Origin of the sequence: Lentzea sp. JNUCC 0626 (assembly GCF_043632865.1) — a bacterium.
Classification (GTDB): Bacteria; Actinomycetota; Actinomycetes; order Mycobacteriales; family Pseudonocardiaceae; genus Lentzea.
Window position 1 is genome coordinate 3,082,892 of the sequence record NZ_CP171635.1, and the last position, 14,172, is coordinate 3,097,063.

Genomic DNA, 14,172 nt, shown 5'->3' on the forward strand with positions numbered 1-14,172 from the left:
CCGTCCTCCTGACTTGGTCACTGCTTGTTCGCCGCGTAGCCGGAGGCCGCCTCGGCGACACCCGTGTTCACGGCTCGATCGACGCGGTCCACGGCCTTGTAGCCCTCCCAGGCGACTTCGGCGACGTCGGCCACGTTCTCGAACCGGTCCCAGTTCTTGCCGAGCTTCTTGATCACGTCGTCGAGGTTGCGGATCCGCCCGAGCTGCCTGCCGATCGCAGCCACCAGCCGCGAGATCCGCGAGACGATGTTCACCGCGAGCGCGATGCCCTTGCCCACCGCGTACCCGACGAAACCGGCGATCGACGCGCCGAACGTGATCGCCGCCGAAGCCGCCGCGATCAGCGCGCCCGCGAGCAACGAGCCCAGGAACTGGGCGATCATGTCGCGGACGATGTCGCGCAACAGGCTGACCAGCAGGCCGCAGATCGAGACGATCTTCGCCTTGGTCTCCACCGCTCCGGCCAGGGCTTCGAGCTCGCGCGCGAGCTCGGTCATGCTCGCCTGGAACCGGTCGAACGCCGCGCCCGTCCAGCCGCCGAACCCGACGACCTCCTGGCGGTGTTCGTCAACGAGTGCCCGGATCGACACCGCTTGGCTCTGGGTCGCCTCGACGTTCGCGTTGATCGCCTCCGGGTCGCCCATGAGCTGGTCGAGTCCTTCGCGGATGAACGAAATGTGCTCGATCAGCCAGCCGATGCCCGCACCCAGTGCCGCGCCCAGCGGGTCGGCCGCGACCATCGCGATCGAGGACGCGGCACCGATTGCGTTGAACGTGATGTCGAGTGCCTTCTCCGTTTCCGTCTCCGCGCCCACGCTGATGGAGTCGACCAGTCCGGCGAAGGCTTCGACGAACAGCGAACCCTTGTAGGCGTTCTCGGAGTTGACGTCGATGAAAGGGGCGTTGAACCCGTCGAACTGAGCGGCCGTCATCGTGCGTTCTCCCGCGAGTTCTCGCCGTCCGCCGGGATCGAGTCCTGGACGAATCGCATTGCTTCGGTGTCAGCGCCCAGTTCCTGGAAGACTTCGAGAAGCCGGCTCGCCGTCTGCCGCTGGGCGTGCCCGGCTGTACGCACGATCAACGCGCCGAGCGCGTCCGGCGCGAGCTCGTAGGCGCGCCTGCCGAGTTCGACGGCCAGCAGCCCGCCGTTCGGGCCGACCTCGACGGTCACTCGACCGTCCTCGCTGGTCACCCGGCCGCGCATCGCCTCGTAGCGCTCGTTGAGGCCGTCCGACTTCGCCTTGAGCTCAGCGAGTCGCCCCTCGTAGTCCTCGATCCACACCTGCGGGTCCACAACAGTCCTCCGGTCCGGCGTCCGCCCAGGAGGACGAACGCGAGTTCGTTGAATGCCTTGTTGGACGCACGGAGTTCACGATTCTTTCCGCAGATTTCGAACACTTAGGGAGCCGACAGCTTCAATTGAGCTGGAGTTGACAATCGACTCCGGTGTTATCACCAAATCGATATCACCTTTTCCGCGGCGCACGCCCTGGAGTCCCCGTTCTGTCGCTGGTCACGTGCTTTGCTCTGTGCGATCAGTCCGGTTTTCAGTCAGGAGTTGCAGGAACAGATGGTTGATGTCAGCGAACGGCGGCGCGGTTTCGACAGACGCGGCCTGCTGCCGGGACTGGTGGTGCTGGCGGCCGGCGCGCTGTTCGGGTGGGCGCTGCCTCAGCTCGACGAGGCCGTGCCGATGACGGACGTGGTGCGGCCAGGCGAGAGGTTCACCCTCGGCGACGGGATCAGCATCGCGCCCCCGACCGGCTGGCAGGTCCTCGACGGCGTCCGGACGCACGAGAAGGGGACACTTCCTGAAATCTCGTCCTCCAAGGTCTCGGTGACGAAGAGCAGAATCTCGATTCGCGTCGAGGTGGGCACCTTCACCGGAGACGTGAACGGGCTCATGGACCGGCTGGTGGCCAACCGCAGCGGAACGGCTTTGCTACCGTCGTTCGAGGAACGAGGCCCCCGCGGCAACGTCGCCGACGCCGTGATCCAGGCGTTCACGAGCGACGAGGGCAACGGCCTCGTCGCCGCCTTCGTGCTTTTCGACGACAAGGGCGTTTCGATCGAGGTGCGGGCAGCCGATGACGCAGTGTTCGCTGGCAACAACGCGGAAGTGACGTCGATGCTGGGCAGTCTCCAAGCGGAGCCCGGGAAATGACCACCACGAGCTTCGACTCGGACCGCGCCAGGACCATCGAAGCGTCCGGCCGCTCCGTCCCGTTCCAGTTGGCGCAGCCGCGCAACGCCGCGTTCTGGGTGCTGACGCTGGGGCTCGCCGCAGGCGCATGGGTGACGACTCAGATCTACCTGCGCGAACTGGCGGCGTACTGGGTGGCCCTGTCGACCGGCCTGGCCGGGTCGGCGCTCTACGCGGCTCTGTGGCTCGCGATCCTCCTCCGCTGCAACAAGTTCGTCCAGTTGCCCCGGCGGTTGCTGGCCATGGTCACCGTCTGGTCCGGCCTCGTCTCGACGATGGCGATGGCCGCGCCCGCCAACGATGCGCTGTCATCGTTGTACGCCAAGGCGTTCGGCCAGGCGTGGGTCGCCGAGTGGTCAAGCGCGTGGGCAGCTCCGTTCACCGAGGAGATATCCAAGGCCACGGCGGTCGTGCTGGCCCTCGGCCTGGCTCCCCACCTGGTTCGCAGCGCTCGCGACGGCCTCATGACAGGGGCCTTCGCGGGCTTGGGCTTCCAGTTCGCGGAGAACGTCCTCTACGCGTTTCAAGCAGCTCACCACGACTTCGGCACCAACCAGTTGCTCTACTCGGTTTCGACTCTGACGACCCGTGCCGCCAGCGGCCTCCTCGCGTCAAGCCACGTCGTGTTCAGCGCATTGTTCTGCGCCGGCCTCCTGTGGTTGCTGGGCCGCCCGGACAAGGAGCACCGCCTGCACGGTGCAACACTGATGGCAAGCGCGATAGCGCTGCACTTCCTCTTCAACGGCGCCGAACCGATCGCACATCTTGCGGGCCTGCCCGCCGAGGCGCTGCGCTTCGCTTTCGTGTCTCCAGTCCTCTACATGTTGCTGTGGTGGGCATTGCGACTGTCCGAACCGGAACACAGGGTCTGGACGCGCGCCGTCCTCACCCCAGAGGTCGCGCGTGGTGTTCTCACCGACGCGGAAGCCACCGCCGCAAGCGGAGGGTGGAGACATCGCCGCGCCTACCTCAGGACGCGGCCGAGAGGGCCGGCCCGCAAGCAGGGCAAGCGGGTCCTCGCGAGCACACTCGACCTGGTGCGGGAGCTGACGAGATCAGCGGGCAGCGACACCGAGGAGGTGCGGCTGGTTCGCGTCCGCACCGAACTTCTGCGCCGACGAGCCGGAGCAGGCTGAACCAGCTGGTCCGCTGGAGCTTCCAGCCCGTGCTCCGGGCCTGGTGCTATCACCGTTGCCCGAAAGCCTTCAACGAGGCCTCACCTGACGAACTGTCCGTCGCCAAGCACAATGTGCGGGCGATTGTTGACCGCATCGGCGGCCCAAACGGTCACTGCCACCCTCACCGTGATGATGCCAGCGCTCGCGACTGACTCGTCGATCTGCTGCGACTCTCCTGCACGAAGCGTCTTACGGGCAACGGAGGAGCCATCGCGCCGCATGATGTCGATCTGTGCGACGTAGTCCGGCAACGTGTTGTCGTTGAGGCCGACAGTGGCCTTGAACCTCCCCAGCCCAGAAGGCACGGTGAACGAGAGATCCTTCACCGTCTTGTTGAACACTCCAGGCGAGAAGGTGACGCTCTTGGTGTACGCGACTCCCGCGATGGTCGCCACCCCAGCACTTTCAAAGTTTCCGTATCCCCCGATCGGCCCGATGTCGGTGAGGTAGCGAAGCGCGACCTGGGGCTCCGCGTTGACGGTGGGCTTGTCCTGGACCTTGACCGCCGGAGTGGTCGTGGCGGGCTTCGGCGCTGCGGGAGTCGTAGTCGGCAGCGCGGTCGTGGCGACAATCTCCGGCAGGCCGACGGTAGTCGTGGCGACACGGCCGCCACTCCGTTCGTCTTCCTGAGCCGTCTGTTCACCGTCATGGGCGTCCTTCACGATCGTGACCACCGCAAGTGATCCCAGCGTCAGGACCACGATCACGATCAAGGCGCCGTTCTTCAGCCAGCCCGGACGCGCGAACCAGTTCGCGAGCACGCCGGCGACAAACCCCAGAACAACGATGATCACCACGTAAGCCGAGTTCATACACTCCCCTTCCCAACACGATCAGTGCACTCACGCCGCAATTCGCCCAACCCACGTGGAATCCCTGCACATCAACAACTTCACGCTGCTCACGGAACGTCGCATCGAGCTTCGCGATCGCTACACAACGGCTTGGTTCGTGATCGCATCGCGATCTTCGACGAACCACAGCAGGCAATCGCGGAACTTGCGATCAACAAGGACCCGTACAGGTTTCCCGCACTTGCGCGCGGGCATCGGCCCAGAGTCAGACTTCGTCCATGAGTTGTGGCACGCAGCGCGGGCGACGCTCGGCGAACAGAGCGCCATGAGCACGGCGGTGTTCGATTTCGCGGCCAACACTCAAGAGGTCCCGCCGGTAGATGCATACGCACCAACAGCTCAACCGCCTTGCTCTCCGCGTTGGTGCCGCGCGCGTCTTCGAGCAGCCCGACGACGTCGAGCAGGAAGTAACAGCCGACGTAGTTGAAGAACTCCACGACGCGCTCCGCCTGCAAGCCGGGTTCGACACGGAGCAACATTTCGCTGTCCTCCAGGCGGCCGTCCACAATGACCGTCTCGCCGTCGCGCTCGACCACCTTGAACCGTGGCGCACAGTTGGCGATGCGCCGAACGACGTTGACGCCGTTCTCGTAGGCCTCGCGCTGTTGCGGAGTCATGCGGCCCATGCGCCGCAGAATCGCACACGCGTTTGATGTCCTGTCAAAACGAGAGCCCCGCCGTGACGCAAGTGGCGGGGCTCTGTGCTGTCCGTGGTCGGCTACGGGCAGAGGTGCGTCTTCACGGCGTCGAGGATCTTCTCCACCGTGGCGGGCGGGAAGCCCTCCGGGTGGTCTGGGCTCGTGAAGCGCTGCCGCGTGAGGTCGAGCAGCTTCGCCCGGTCGTTCGGGTTGTTCTTGATGCTGTCGCACTGGTTGCGGCCACGGTCGTAGGCCTTCTCCGCCTTGCCGTGTGCGATGTCCTTGTCAATCGCGTCGAGCGCGGCGACGAAGGCGGCTTGATCTGCGGAAACAGCGGTTGTCGCCGCAGCGACCGTGGTGCTTCCTGCGGCACCTGTGGCTGGCGTAGGCGCGCTCTGACCGGAGCTTCCAGCCCCGCAACCAGCGGCAGCGAGAGCGGCGACCGCGACAGCGGTTACTGCGATGAAGCGCATTCATCCCCCTAGATCGTCTTCACGGAGACCATCGCGAGACGTGGCGGCATGGTTACGCGACGCATTTCACCCGTTTCACCCTCACACTCGGGGTGCAACGGGCGAATCACCGGATGTGAAGGCACTGGACAGCACAAGAGCCCCACCCGGATTTCTCCGGACAGGGCTCAAGGCGGCTCGGGACCGGCGATTAGGTCCGTCCCGGACGACACCGAACGTCAGCATGGCAAAGCGGTTGCAGCGGTCAAACGACGCGCTACCCTTGTCGCCGCTCAGAGGCCTCGTTCGCAGGTGGTTCCGCTAAGACACCTTCGTTCAGCAGTCGGCCCGAGACTCGTGGCTCACCACCCACGCTGGTTCCACCGCTTCTCCGAGTAGAGGCGGCTTCGCAGGCTCACCACCTGCATCAGAGCACTGCTATAGATCCGAATACGACACGACACCGTCAGCTACTCGGGGCTGACGTGGGTGGAGTGTGTTCGGATGCCTTGGTGGGCAACGGTTCTGTCATTGGCGGCATCGCCTGGGCTTGTGTGGGCATTGGTCAGCTATGGCAAGTACCACACGCGGATGGGGCTACTTCGGCACGCTTTCGACAGTGGCGGGCCGCGCGGTGTTCGCGCACTTGGTGACGCGATCGCGGCCTCGGAAGGACGTCATCGGGGAGACGGTTCTGACCCTGAGCAACCCCCGCCCGTACAGGCGACCGCAGAACGAGAGCCGCCGAAAGCGATCGAGCCCAGCTCTACCGAGACGCCGCCATAACCCGGCCCACCGCAACAAGGCTCTTGGGTCTAGTCAGCTTCAGGTGACGGTGTCGGGGTACCCCCGCCGCGTCGCCCACGCCCTCGCACCATCACCGACCGCGCCGTCCGCAACGGATCATCACCCTGCAACACCACGTTCGCGCACCGGGAAACTGAACCACCACCGGAACGATATCCAGCGTGAAGGCGCTCAACGACGTCGCCTCGAACACCTTCCGCTCCTCCAACGAGGAGCCGGTCAGAATGGCGCTTCTGCAACTGCTACTTGGTGTTCGCTACGGTCGCCCTATGAGCATGCAGCGCGTACACCTTGCTTCTCTCGATGGTGTGCACCTCGAGGCCGCACTTCACCGCGCACCGGACAACTCGCGCGGGACCGTGGTGCTGGCGCACGGGATCACCGTCGACATGGATGAAGGTGGCATGTTCGTGCGTCTGGCCGACCATCTGGCCGACAACGGTTTCGACGCGCTCAGGTTCAGCTTCCGCGGCCACGGCAACAGCGGTGGCATGCAGGCGGGCACCACCATCGCAGGTGAGGTGCTGGATCTCCAGGCCGCGGTCGAGCACGCGCACGGTGAGCTTCCTGGCCCGCTGTCGATCATCGCCGCGAGTTTCGGCGCGGTCTCCACGTCGCTGTCGCTTCCGTGGCTCCAGCACGCGCTCGAAAAAGTCGCCTTCTGGAACCCGGTGCTCGACCTGCACCGCACCTTCGTAGAACCGGAACTGCCGTGGGGTAAGGAGAACTTCAACCGCGAGCAGCAAGAGCATCTGCGTGCCCAGGGCTTCCTACTCGTCGATGGCGAGTTCCGGCTTGGCCGCGTCATGTTCGACGAGTTCAGCCGGTACCAGCCGGTACAGGAGTTCGAGCGAGACACCCGGCCTGCGCTGGTGGTGCACGGCGATCTGGACAGCTACGTCTCCTACTCCATCGCACGTGATGCCGCAGCCGCGCGGGCGAACTGCGACTTCCACACTGTCATTGGCTCAGATCATGGTTTCGATTCGCGGGAGCGCGAAGATGAGGCGATCATGGTGACGGTCGGCTGGTTGCTGGACGGAAAGCTGGGCACCGCGTGAACATCGAGTCCCTCTACGCGCCGGTCAGCATCGGTGAGACCTCGGTGGTGGGATCGCACTGCATGCTCGGCTATCCGAAGGAAGCGCGGATCAGTGCCGAGCAGAAGATGCCTGGTTCGCCGAAGGTCGGCTCGCGCATGATCATCGGTGAGCGGTGCCAGCTGGCGAATCAGGTCGTGCTCTACGAAGGCGTGCGGATCGGCGACGGCTGTGTGCTTGAAGACCGTGTACGGGTCGGCTACGACAGCACCGTTGGTGCTGGGACGCGCATCGCCTACGGAGCCTTCGTCTGCGACCGTGTGACGATCGGCGCGAACGCGGTCGTCGCCGGCTTTGTCTGCGATGGCACGCGGATCGGGGACCGGTCCACCGTGATGGGCGAGCTGGTGCACGAGTAGACGCGACCGCACCAGGACTGGTGAGAGATCGACGAAGCTCTGCCGGTAATCGAAGCCGACACGGTGGTCGGGTTTAGGGCCTCGCGTTGTCCGCGGGATTCGAATCGGCCCGCGCAGCTACGTCGCCGCCGGCGCGATCGTGACAAAGGACGTACCGCCCGAACACATCGTGACCGGCATGAACGAGCACACACCCGCCGATAGGTGGCAGGGCAAACGCCTCCAGGGCCTCATCGAGCACTGGCGCGGCAACGCACCAGAAAGCCCTAGAAGACCACGAGCTCATGATCAGGTTTAAGCGGGAAGCGCCCGAGGTAGAGCAGATCGAACTCCATAGCGGCCTGCACAAGGGAATCCAGCCCACCGAGGAGCTCAGCCAAGAAGTCGCTCGGTAGGGCGGCGTCGTCTCCAGGACAACGACGTACGCCTCGTCGCCATGCTCGACCGCATCACGCCAGCAGGCCAGGTGCGCCAGCGTGCAGCCGATCTCCCCGTACTTCAGAGGTCTGTTCCATTACGGGTTGTCCGACTCGACCTGGCACGGGAAGAGCTTGTAGCCCGCAACGTCGAGAGCCTCACGAGTGAGGCTCCGGCCTTCGAACGGGCCGGGCCAGTCCGAGGTGAAGGTGACCATGTTCTTCGGGTTGTTCCCGACCGCGAGCACTGTCGGTTCCTGCCGAACCCCACCAAATTTCTCGATCAACAGCCGCTCAGCCACCATCGCTCCGTCCCACGGTCGAAGATCGGCCTGCTCAGGCAGGCTAACTCCGGCAACCGGGCTTCGCTTGGAGCTTCTCCAAGAAGCTGACACTGCGACTCTCAGTTCATTCAGTTGGGTGAATCATTTAGTTGCGTCGACCGGAGGGATCCAATTTCTCGTGAAGACGCACGAGCAGCGCCTTGGACTCGGCCGCGTCGAGACTGATGCTCTCCAGCGCGCCCACTATGCTCACGTAGCCGGCAACCGCCTCCTTGTGCTCTACGAACAGGCTGGAGTTGGCGGTCTCCACCCACACCAGGGGTGCGTACCTCTCGAAGGTCAGGGAGGTGAAGGGGCCGGCCAGTCCTGCGTGCGCCCCGACCGAGGAAGGAACTATCCGAATGCTGATGTTCGGGGAAGCCAACATCAGGAAGAGGTGAAACACCTGTCCGGCGAGCACCTCGGTGCCGCCTACCTCCAGGTGCAGAGCGGACTCGTGAACGTAGAAGATGCAATTCACCTGGTGCTGCCGAACCGCTTCCTGCATGGCGAGTTGTGCTCGCACCCGGTCCTTGATCTCGGAGGCTGGCACCGTGGGCGACGCCATCAGCACCGCGGACATGTAGTCCGCGGTCTGCAGGAGCATCGGGATCACGTGCGTCTGCACGCCCACCAACGCCTTTGCGACCTTGAGGTTCTCGGTGACCGTGCGGAGCAGGATTGGCGAGCTCTTGCCGTGCTGCTGCCACCAGCCCTTCTCCTCGGTCGCCGGGTAGAGCGACAGGAGGTGGGTCTGCTCAGCAGGGCTTGCCTGGCAGATCCCCAGCAGCAGGGCGACCTCGATGTGAGTCACTCCGCCCCTGCCGTTGATGGCGCTCGACAGCTTGGACTCGTGCCAGTCCAGCTTCTCCGCGATCTGGCGAGCCGGCAGCCCAGTCGCGTCGACAACCGCCTGCACGCCATAGCCGAACTCGCGGCCGCGTACGGTGGAATCCCTCTTCGGCATACCTGCATCCCTTGTGCTGTTTGAGCGACTGGTCATGCGACCCGTGTTCTCAGAGACTTCGTCCGCTGCCGCTCCTGCTTCACCCTGATCGCGAACGAGTGAGCGAGAACAGCGCGGAGAACCGGATCGGCAACCCTCAACGAGTCGACACGCTGATCCACTTTGGAATGACATGCCGCGCGCACGACAAGCTCGCTCGGATCAACCTCGTACGCCTGGGCCAGCTCGGCGACGACGATCAACGACGGAACGCCGTCCCCGTGCTCGTACCTGCACAGCGCCTCAGCGGTGACCGCCCTGATCTTGATCGCGGCGTCTTCAAGGCTCCACCCGAACTCTCGGCGGGCGTCACGCAGCGCCTTGCCCAGCGCCACCTCGTAGGGTTGCCGCTCTGGAAAGAGACCGAGTGCGCGATCCACGTCAAGTGCACGTTCTGCCGCCAGCTCTCTGAGAACGCCTTCGTCCGCAAGTTGCACTTTCAGGCGCACGCGGTCAGCGGTCGAATCAGGGAGATGGAAGAAGTCCTTGGCAGGGAAGACGTCCTGATCCGTGCGGCGGCTCAACAAGCCTTCCTTGATGAAGCGACGCAGTTGGTTGACCACGTCCAGCTCATCCAGCTGCACCAGCTCGGTGAGGCGGTTCAGTCCGAACTCGACGCCGACGCGTTCGAGCATCACGATCAGGACGAGGCTTGCCTTTCGCTCCCAGGTGAGGCGGTCGTCGGAGGCTTTGTCGATCGGCTTCACGGCTCACCTCGATGTCCACGCGAGACGGACGGTCAGCAGCATCTGGCAGGTTCGCGCCCAGGGAAGCCATCGGAACCGGCAGCAATGAGAACAACGACCGTCGGCGTTCGGCTTGTGTAGCGCTACAAGGGCTAGCAACGATGCGGCCATACGGGGAACGTCCTGTCGCGCCATCAAGAGGACCGAGCCCTCGTCGCCCTCATCGGCGATCTTGGTGAGCTGCTCCAGCTCGCGAACGAGCTCGTTGCGCAACGCCGCGTCGAGAACACCGTTCGTCATGGCCGCACTCCGGACGTCCCGGTCGGCACAGGAGACTGCTGACGTTGCGGTCTTCCCATCGCCTGACGCCATTTCCGGTCGCACTCAGGGCATTCCGGCCACAGCCAGTCCGGATACTTCGGCGGCGCCACGTGCGGGACGATCAGAGCTTCATCACAGAGCGAGTCGATTCGGCCGCCCGGCGGGACATGACGCCGGGGAATCGCGTGACGCGCTCCGAGGAACGGGCACCAGCGGAATGGTTCCGGCGGTGTACGACCGCTCAGATTGATCGGTACGGCCTGACCCGTGGTGGTCATGATCCCCTCCTTCCGGCTGCGAACCGGTGAGCGAGATCGACTAAACGACAGAGCCGCAGCCCGCGACCACGTCGCAGACGCAGCGCGAATGCCACACATGTGCCACACGCAAGCCTTTGAACAGCTAAAACACACACTGACCCGATCGAGTGAAAGTAAGACTTCCCCGTCAACGGCCGCCATTCGGCGAAACTCGCGCGATAGGCTGCTGACCAGCATCATCGGAAACTTTTGGGGGCTCCAATGGCCAGATGGCGAAGTGCGTTCGCACGGCGCCGCGAAGTCATGGGCTACACCCAGGAGACGCTGGCGAACCACCTGGACGTCGACCGGGTCACAGTCGGCCGATGGGATCGGCTGGAGAACACGCCCGACCCGTTGATCCAGCCTCGACTGGCCGCTGCCCTGAATGTGAGCGCCGCAGAGCTGATCGAGCTTCTCGATCCTGACCAGAAACACCGCCCGCCCGCGGTGGTTCCTCACATGGCGAGGCGGCCTGGACACGATGCCGTCAGCCGCATCCAGGGCGCCGCGTTGGCGTTCCAGGAGACAGACCGGCGCCTTGGCGGTGGCGTGCTGCTCCCGTCGGTAGAGCTGTACCTCAACCAGGAAATCGCGCCGCTCCTGCTCGACGCTCACAGCGGCGCCGCAGCAGGAATCTTCTCCGCCGCCGCGTCCATGACGGAGATCGCGGGCTGGATGACGCACGACAGCGGGCAGAACCCCCGCGCCCGCGCGTACTTCGAACGTGCGTACCGCTTGGCCGTCGCCGCCGAGAACAACGCGTTGGCGGGCAACGCATGCGCGTCGATGTCGCATCTCGCGATCGAGCTCGGACAGCACACCGATGCGCTGAGGATCGCCACCAACGGCATCGTCAGGTCGAACCGGGCCGGCGGCACCGTCCGGCTCACCGCCCGTCTGCACACGATGCGGGCCAGAGCGCTGGCGCTCAGCGGGGAGAATCAGGCCTGCGCTCAGGCGCTCGACACAGCGGAGTCGCTGCTCGACCGCGCGGCAGGCGAGAAGCCGGCCGACTGGATCGCCAACTTCGACGAGGCGTCACTCGCCAGCGAGGCGGCCCAGTGCTTCCTCGACCTCGCCGAGTACGCGGAAGCGGAGCAGCGCGCGACCACCGCGATCGCGCTGCGTTCCGGCGACCGCGTGCGCAGCCGGGCGTTCGGCCAGCTCACGATGGCGAACATCCTGATCGGCGCCGGACGACCGGACGAAGCCGCCGCGTTCGGCAACGAGGTGTGCAAGGTGACGGCCTCGCTCAGCTCGACCCGTGTCCTTGATCAGCTGAACGACCTGGGGCGTACCTTGGCGTCGGCAAGCAGCGTTCCTGAGGTGGCGCATTTCTTGGCCACCTTGGGCGCGCTGAGCCACGTATCCGACGCTCAGGAAGGTCAATCCGCGAAGTGGCCGGTCTGACGGACGACGACGCCCGGTTCGCCTATCTAGCCGACGGCAACGCAAAACAGGCTCGAAAGCGTGTCGCCGCCGATGTGCTCATCCGGGACTCGCACGGGCACGTCGTGCTCGTGAACCCGACGTACAAGGAGTACTGGGACCTGCCAGGCGGCATGGCAGAGAACAACGAGCCTCCCCGTGCCGCCGCGGTCCGTGAGGTGGGCGAGGAACTAGGCATCACGATCGTTCCGGGCAGGGTGCTCGTGCTGGACTGGATCGGACCGCACGGACCGTGGGACGACCAGTTGCTCTTCATCTTCGACGGTGGCGTCCTGTCAGGAAACGACGTTCAGCAACTCACGCCGCGCGACCCGGAAATCAGCGAAGTCACTGTGGTACCGATCCAGGAAGCAAAGCAGCTTCTTCGCGCTGACATGGCCCAACGGCTCGAACGCGCCATTGATGCGCTTGAGCACAGCTCGACCGACTACACGGAGATCCCGCGGTGAAGTACAGCTCCGCGCGAAGCCGCAGGTGACGACGCAACAGATCGGCCTTCACAGCAGCGTTTCGATGTGAGCCCTCAAGGCAGGAACCAGGTCTGGGTGATCACCCTTGTCGATCCGCTGCAAGAGCCTGGAGGCGACGTAGATCTGTGCCAGGCGACCCGCCTTCGACTCCAACACGTCACCGAAGACTGACCAGACCCGCTCAACCATCTCGGGCACGAGAAGGCTGTAGCTCAACAAGGTCGCGGCGTCCGTTCCCGCCGGGCCGCGCCCCCACCCTTCCCAGTCGAGCAGCCCGAAGTCCGGCCCCATCAGATTGGCCCAGTGCAGATCGCCGTGCGCGGTCTCCCACGCGGGCACAACGTGATCCGTCGAGTCCGAGAACCGCTGCCGGATCCTGCTGCCGACCATCTCCTGGTCCGCGTTGACCCGATCCGTTGGAGTGGATGCAAGCACGTCGACGGTGCGCCGGAGTTCCACCCACCACGCTTCGGACAGATCGACGGGTTCGCGCAGCACGTCGGATTGCGAGCACGGTCTGCCCGGCAACAGGGTGAGCACCTCGGCGCGCTGCTGCCGGTGTTCTTCCCACTCGTAGACGTCCAGCACACGAGGTTTGGCCAAGCTGCTCAACACGGTGGAATCGAGGTTGCCGGTCCAGAAGTCACCACTCGCCCACCGCACGTCCTCAGACACAACACGCAGCCAGAACCTCTGCTCACCACGGCCGGCGAGCGCGCCGATCGAGCGATCCATCCAACCGAGCCGCGGCTCACCGAGCAGATCAAGGCCGAAATGCGTTGCGGCTCGCCCGAGGTTCTCGCGCATCCACTCGCGGAACTGCACGTCGGCGTCGCTGAGGTTCTCGGCCACCGCTCACTCCTCGGTGACGTAGCGCAGGTAGGCCTCCGGGGTCGCCATGTACCTGCGCCAGTGATCGACCAGCGCCAGGTCCTCCCACTTCGACCGCTGGAACCCGTGCTCCCCCACCTCGATGATGTCCGCGCCCGGTGTGGACGCCAGGATCGGCGAGTGCGTGGCGCAGATGATCTGCGCCCCCGACTTGCCCAGCTCGTACATCAGGTGCATCAACCGCAGGCAGGACTGGAACGACAGCGCGGCCTCGGGCTCGTCCATCAGGTAGAAGCCTGGTTCACGGAACATCGCGGCGAACACGGTGAGGAAGCCCTCGCCGTGGCTCATCTCGCTCGTGTCCTCGTCCCAGTACCCGTTCATGCCGGAGACCGCGTTCATGAACCCGAACGCCGTCTCCGCGCGCAGGAAGTAGCCCTTGCGCTTGGTCCGTGACCCCACCCGATGCCGGGCGCCGAGGGCCGTGGTCTCGAACTTCACCATCTCGCCCAGCTCGGACTTCGGCCTGTCGTTGACGTACTTCCGCCCGGCCCGCCCACCGTGCGAATCCAGCCCCCACGCCTCGGCGAACGCCTCGACCAGGGTGGACTTCCCGGAGCCGTTCTCGCCGACCAGGAAGGTCACCGGCCGTTCGAACGTCATCCCTTCGTCCGCCAACTGGGCGACGCACGGAACGTCGAGCGACCAGGCCCTTCGTGAGCCGCGAGGCAAGGACTCGTCGGGGATGTAGGCACGGCGGGCGAGCATGAGCGGAAG

The 14,172-nt window shown here is 65.0% G+C and carries 17 protein-coding genes; 6 read left to right on the forward strand and 11 right to left on the reverse strand.

What is annotated here, in order from left to right:
* Positions 1–17: 17 nt before the first annotated feature.
* Together JNUCC0626_RS13685 and JNUCC0626_RS13690 are read right to left on the reverse strand one after the other, a co-directional pair.
* Positions 18–932, reverse strand: a complete 915-nt coding sequence (locus JNUCC0626_RS13685) for a WXG100 family type VII secretion target (RefSeq protein ID WP_394620109.1) — start codon at positions 930–932, stop codon at positions 18–20.
* Positions 929–1,294, reverse strand: coding sequence for a YbaB/EbfC family nucleoid-associated protein (locus tag JNUCC0626_RS13690; RefSeq protein WP_394620110.1), 366 nt, complete (start codon positions 1,292–1,294; stop codon positions 929–931). Before JNUCC0626_RS13690 ends, JNUCC0626_RS13685 begins: the two co-directional genes overlap by 4 nt.
* Before the next feature lie 228 nt (positions 1,295–1,522).
* Here JNUCC0626_RS13690 and JNUCC0626_RS13695 point away from each other — a divergent pair, with 228 nt between their 5' ends.
* The gene (locus JNUCC0626_RS13695) at positions 1,523–2,164 is read left to right on the forward strand and encodes a hypothetical protein (RefSeq protein WP_394620111.1); all 642 of its coding nucleotides are present in this window, start codon (positions 1,523–1,525) and stop codon (positions 2,162–2,164) included.
* Positions 2,161–3,339: a PrsW family intramembrane metalloprotease gene (locus JNUCC0626_RS13700; protein ID WP_394620112.1), complete on the forward strand. Its 1,179-nt coding sequence runs from the start codon at positions 2,161–2,163 to the stop codon at positions 3,337–3,339. Before JNUCC0626_RS13695 ends, JNUCC0626_RS13700 begins: the two co-directional genes overlap by 4 nt.
* Before the next feature lie 80 nt (positions 3,340–3,419).
* On the opposite strand, the gene JNUCC0626_RS13705 is transcribed toward JNUCC0626_RS13700, so the two are convergent.
* From JNUCC0626_RS13705 to JNUCC0626_RS13715, 3 genes are all read right to left on the reverse strand, one after another.
* Positions 3,420–4,193: a hypothetical protein gene (locus JNUCC0626_RS13705; protein ID WP_394620113.1), complete on the reverse strand. Its 774-nt coding sequence runs from the start codon at positions 4,191–4,193 to the stop codon at positions 3,420–3,422.
* Between the two features lie 89 nt (positions 4,194–4,282).
* Positions 4,283–4,861, reverse strand: coding sequence for a hypothetical protein (locus JNUCC0626_RS13710; RefSeq protein WP_394620114.1), 579 nt, complete (start codon positions 4,859–4,861; stop codon positions 4,283–4,285).
* Between the two features lie 92 nt (positions 4,862–4,953).
* Entirely contained in the window at positions 4,954–5,346 is a 393-nt protein-coding gene (locus JNUCC0626_RS13715) for a hypothetical protein (protein ID WP_394620115.1), read from the reverse strand.
* A gap of 947 nt (positions 5,347–6,293) precedes the next feature.
* Between JNUCC0626_RS13715 and JNUCC0626_RS13720 the strand changes: the two genes are divergently transcribed.
* Both JNUCC0626_RS13720 and JNUCC0626_RS13725 read left to right on the forward strand, forming a co-directional pair.
* Positions 6,294–7,193 carry an alpha/beta hydrolase gene (locus tag JNUCC0626_RS13720; protein ID WP_394620116.1) on the forward strand — a complete coding sequence of 300 codons (900 nt, stop codon included), beginning with the start codon at positions 6,294–6,296 and terminating at the stop codon, positions 7,191–7,193.
* A complete protein-coding gene (locus JNUCC0626_RS13725) occupies positions 7,190–7,591 on the forward strand; it encodes a DapH/DapD/GlmU-related protein (protein WP_394620117.1) in 402 nt (133 codons plus the stop codon). The genes JNUCC0626_RS13720 and JNUCC0626_RS13725 overlap by 4 nt, the downstream gene beginning before the upstream one ends.
* Positions 7,592–8,105: 514 nt before the next feature.
* Here the strand turns inward: JNUCC0626_RS13725 and JNUCC0626_RS13730 are convergent.
* From JNUCC0626_RS13730 to JNUCC0626_RS13745, 4 genes are all read right to left on the reverse strand, one after another.
* Positions 8,106–8,255 (reverse strand): hypothetical protein, encoded by a 150-nt coding sequence (locus JNUCC0626_RS13730; protein ID WP_394620118.1) that lies wholly within the window; start codon positions 8,253–8,255, stop codon positions 8,106–8,108.
* Between the two features lie 181 nt (positions 8,256–8,436).
* On the reverse strand, positions 8,437–9,297 hold the full coding sequence (locus JNUCC0626_RS13735; RefSeq protein WP_394620119.1) for a DUF5753 domain-containing protein: 861 nt from the start codon (positions 9,295–9,297) through the stop codon (positions 8,437–8,439).
* A 32-nt stretch (positions 9,298–9,329) separates the two neighbouring features.
* The gene (locus JNUCC0626_RS13740) at positions 9,330–10,043 is read right to left on the reverse strand and encodes a helix-turn-helix domain-containing protein (protein WP_394620120.1); all 714 of its coding nucleotides are present in this window, start codon (positions 10,041–10,043) and stop codon (positions 9,330–9,332) included.
* 275 nt (positions 10,044–10,318) lie between these two features.
* Positions 10,319–10,843, reverse strand: a complete 525-nt coding sequence (locus JNUCC0626_RS13745) for a zinc finger protein (RefSeq protein WP_394620121.1) — start codon at positions 10,841–10,843, stop codon at positions 10,319–10,321.
* 21 nt (positions 10,844–10,864) lie between these two features.
* Between JNUCC0626_RS13745 and JNUCC0626_RS13750 the strand changes: the two genes are divergently transcribed.
* Positions 10,865–12,055: a helix-turn-helix domain-containing protein gene (locus tag JNUCC0626_RS13750; protein ID WP_394620122.1), complete on the forward strand. Its 1,191-nt coding sequence runs from the start codon at positions 10,865–10,867 to the stop codon at positions 12,053–12,055.
* Positions 12,043–12,543, forward strand: a complete 501-nt coding sequence (locus JNUCC0626_RS13755; protein WP_394620123.1) for an NUDIX domain-containing protein — start codon at positions 12,043–12,045, stop codon at positions 12,541–12,543. The genes JNUCC0626_RS13750 and JNUCC0626_RS13755 overlap by 13 nt, the downstream gene beginning before the upstream one ends.
* Positions 12,544–12,591: 48 nt before the next feature.
* On the opposite strand, the gene JNUCC0626_RS13760 is transcribed toward JNUCC0626_RS13755, so the two are convergent.
* Complete coding sequence (locus JNUCC0626_RS13760; protein ID WP_394620124.1) at positions 12,592–13,389, reverse strand: aminoglycoside phosphotransferase; 798 nt, start codon at positions 13,387–13,389, stop codon at positions 12,592–12,594.
* A 30-nt stretch (positions 13,390–13,419) separates the two neighbouring features.
* Positions 13,420–14,163: an AAA family ATPase gene (locus tag JNUCC0626_RS13765; protein WP_394620125.1), complete on the reverse strand. Its 744-nt coding sequence runs from the start codon at positions 14,161–14,163 to the stop codon at positions 13,420–13,422.
* Between the last annotated feature and the right edge of the window lie 9 nt (positions 14,164–14,172).

Coding starts and splice junctions, on each gene's coding strand:
- JNUCC0626_RS13765 (WP_394620125.1), bottom strand. CDS start 14,163: ATGCTCGCCCGCCGTGCCTACATCCCCGACGAGTCCTTGCCTCGCGGC.
- JNUCC0626_RS13710 (WP_394620114.1), bottom strand. CDS start 4,861: ATGGGCCGCATGACTCCGCAACAGCGCGAGGCCTACGAGAACGGCGTC.
- JNUCC0626_RS13705 (WP_394620113.1), bottom strand. CDS start 4,193: ATGAACTCGGCTTACGTGGTGATCATCGTTGTTCTGGGGTTTGTCGCC.
- JNUCC0626_RS13735 (WP_394620119.1), bottom strand. CDS start 9,297: ATGCCGAAGAGGGATTCCACCGTACGCGGCCGCGAGTTCGGCTATGGC.
- JNUCC0626_RS13685 (WP_394620109.1), bottom strand. CDS start 932: ATGACGGCCGCTCAGTTCGACGGGTTCAACGCCCCTTTCATCGACGTC.
- JNUCC0626_RS13745 (WP_394620121.1), bottom strand. CDS start 10,843: ATGATGCTGGTCAGCAGCCTATCGCGCGAGTTTCGCCGAATGGCGGCC.
- JNUCC0626_RS13715 (WP_394620115.1), bottom strand. CDS start 5,346: ATGCGCTTCATCGCAGTAACCGCTGTCGCGGTCGCCGCTCTCGCTGCC.
- JNUCC0626_RS13750 (WP_394620122.1), top strand. CDS start 10,865: ATGGCCAGATGGCGAAGTGCGTTCGCACGGCGCCGCGAAGTCATGGGC.
- JNUCC0626_RS13700 (WP_394620112.1), top strand. CDS start 2,161: ATGACCACCACGAGCTTCGACTCGGACCGCGCCAGGACCATCGAAGCG.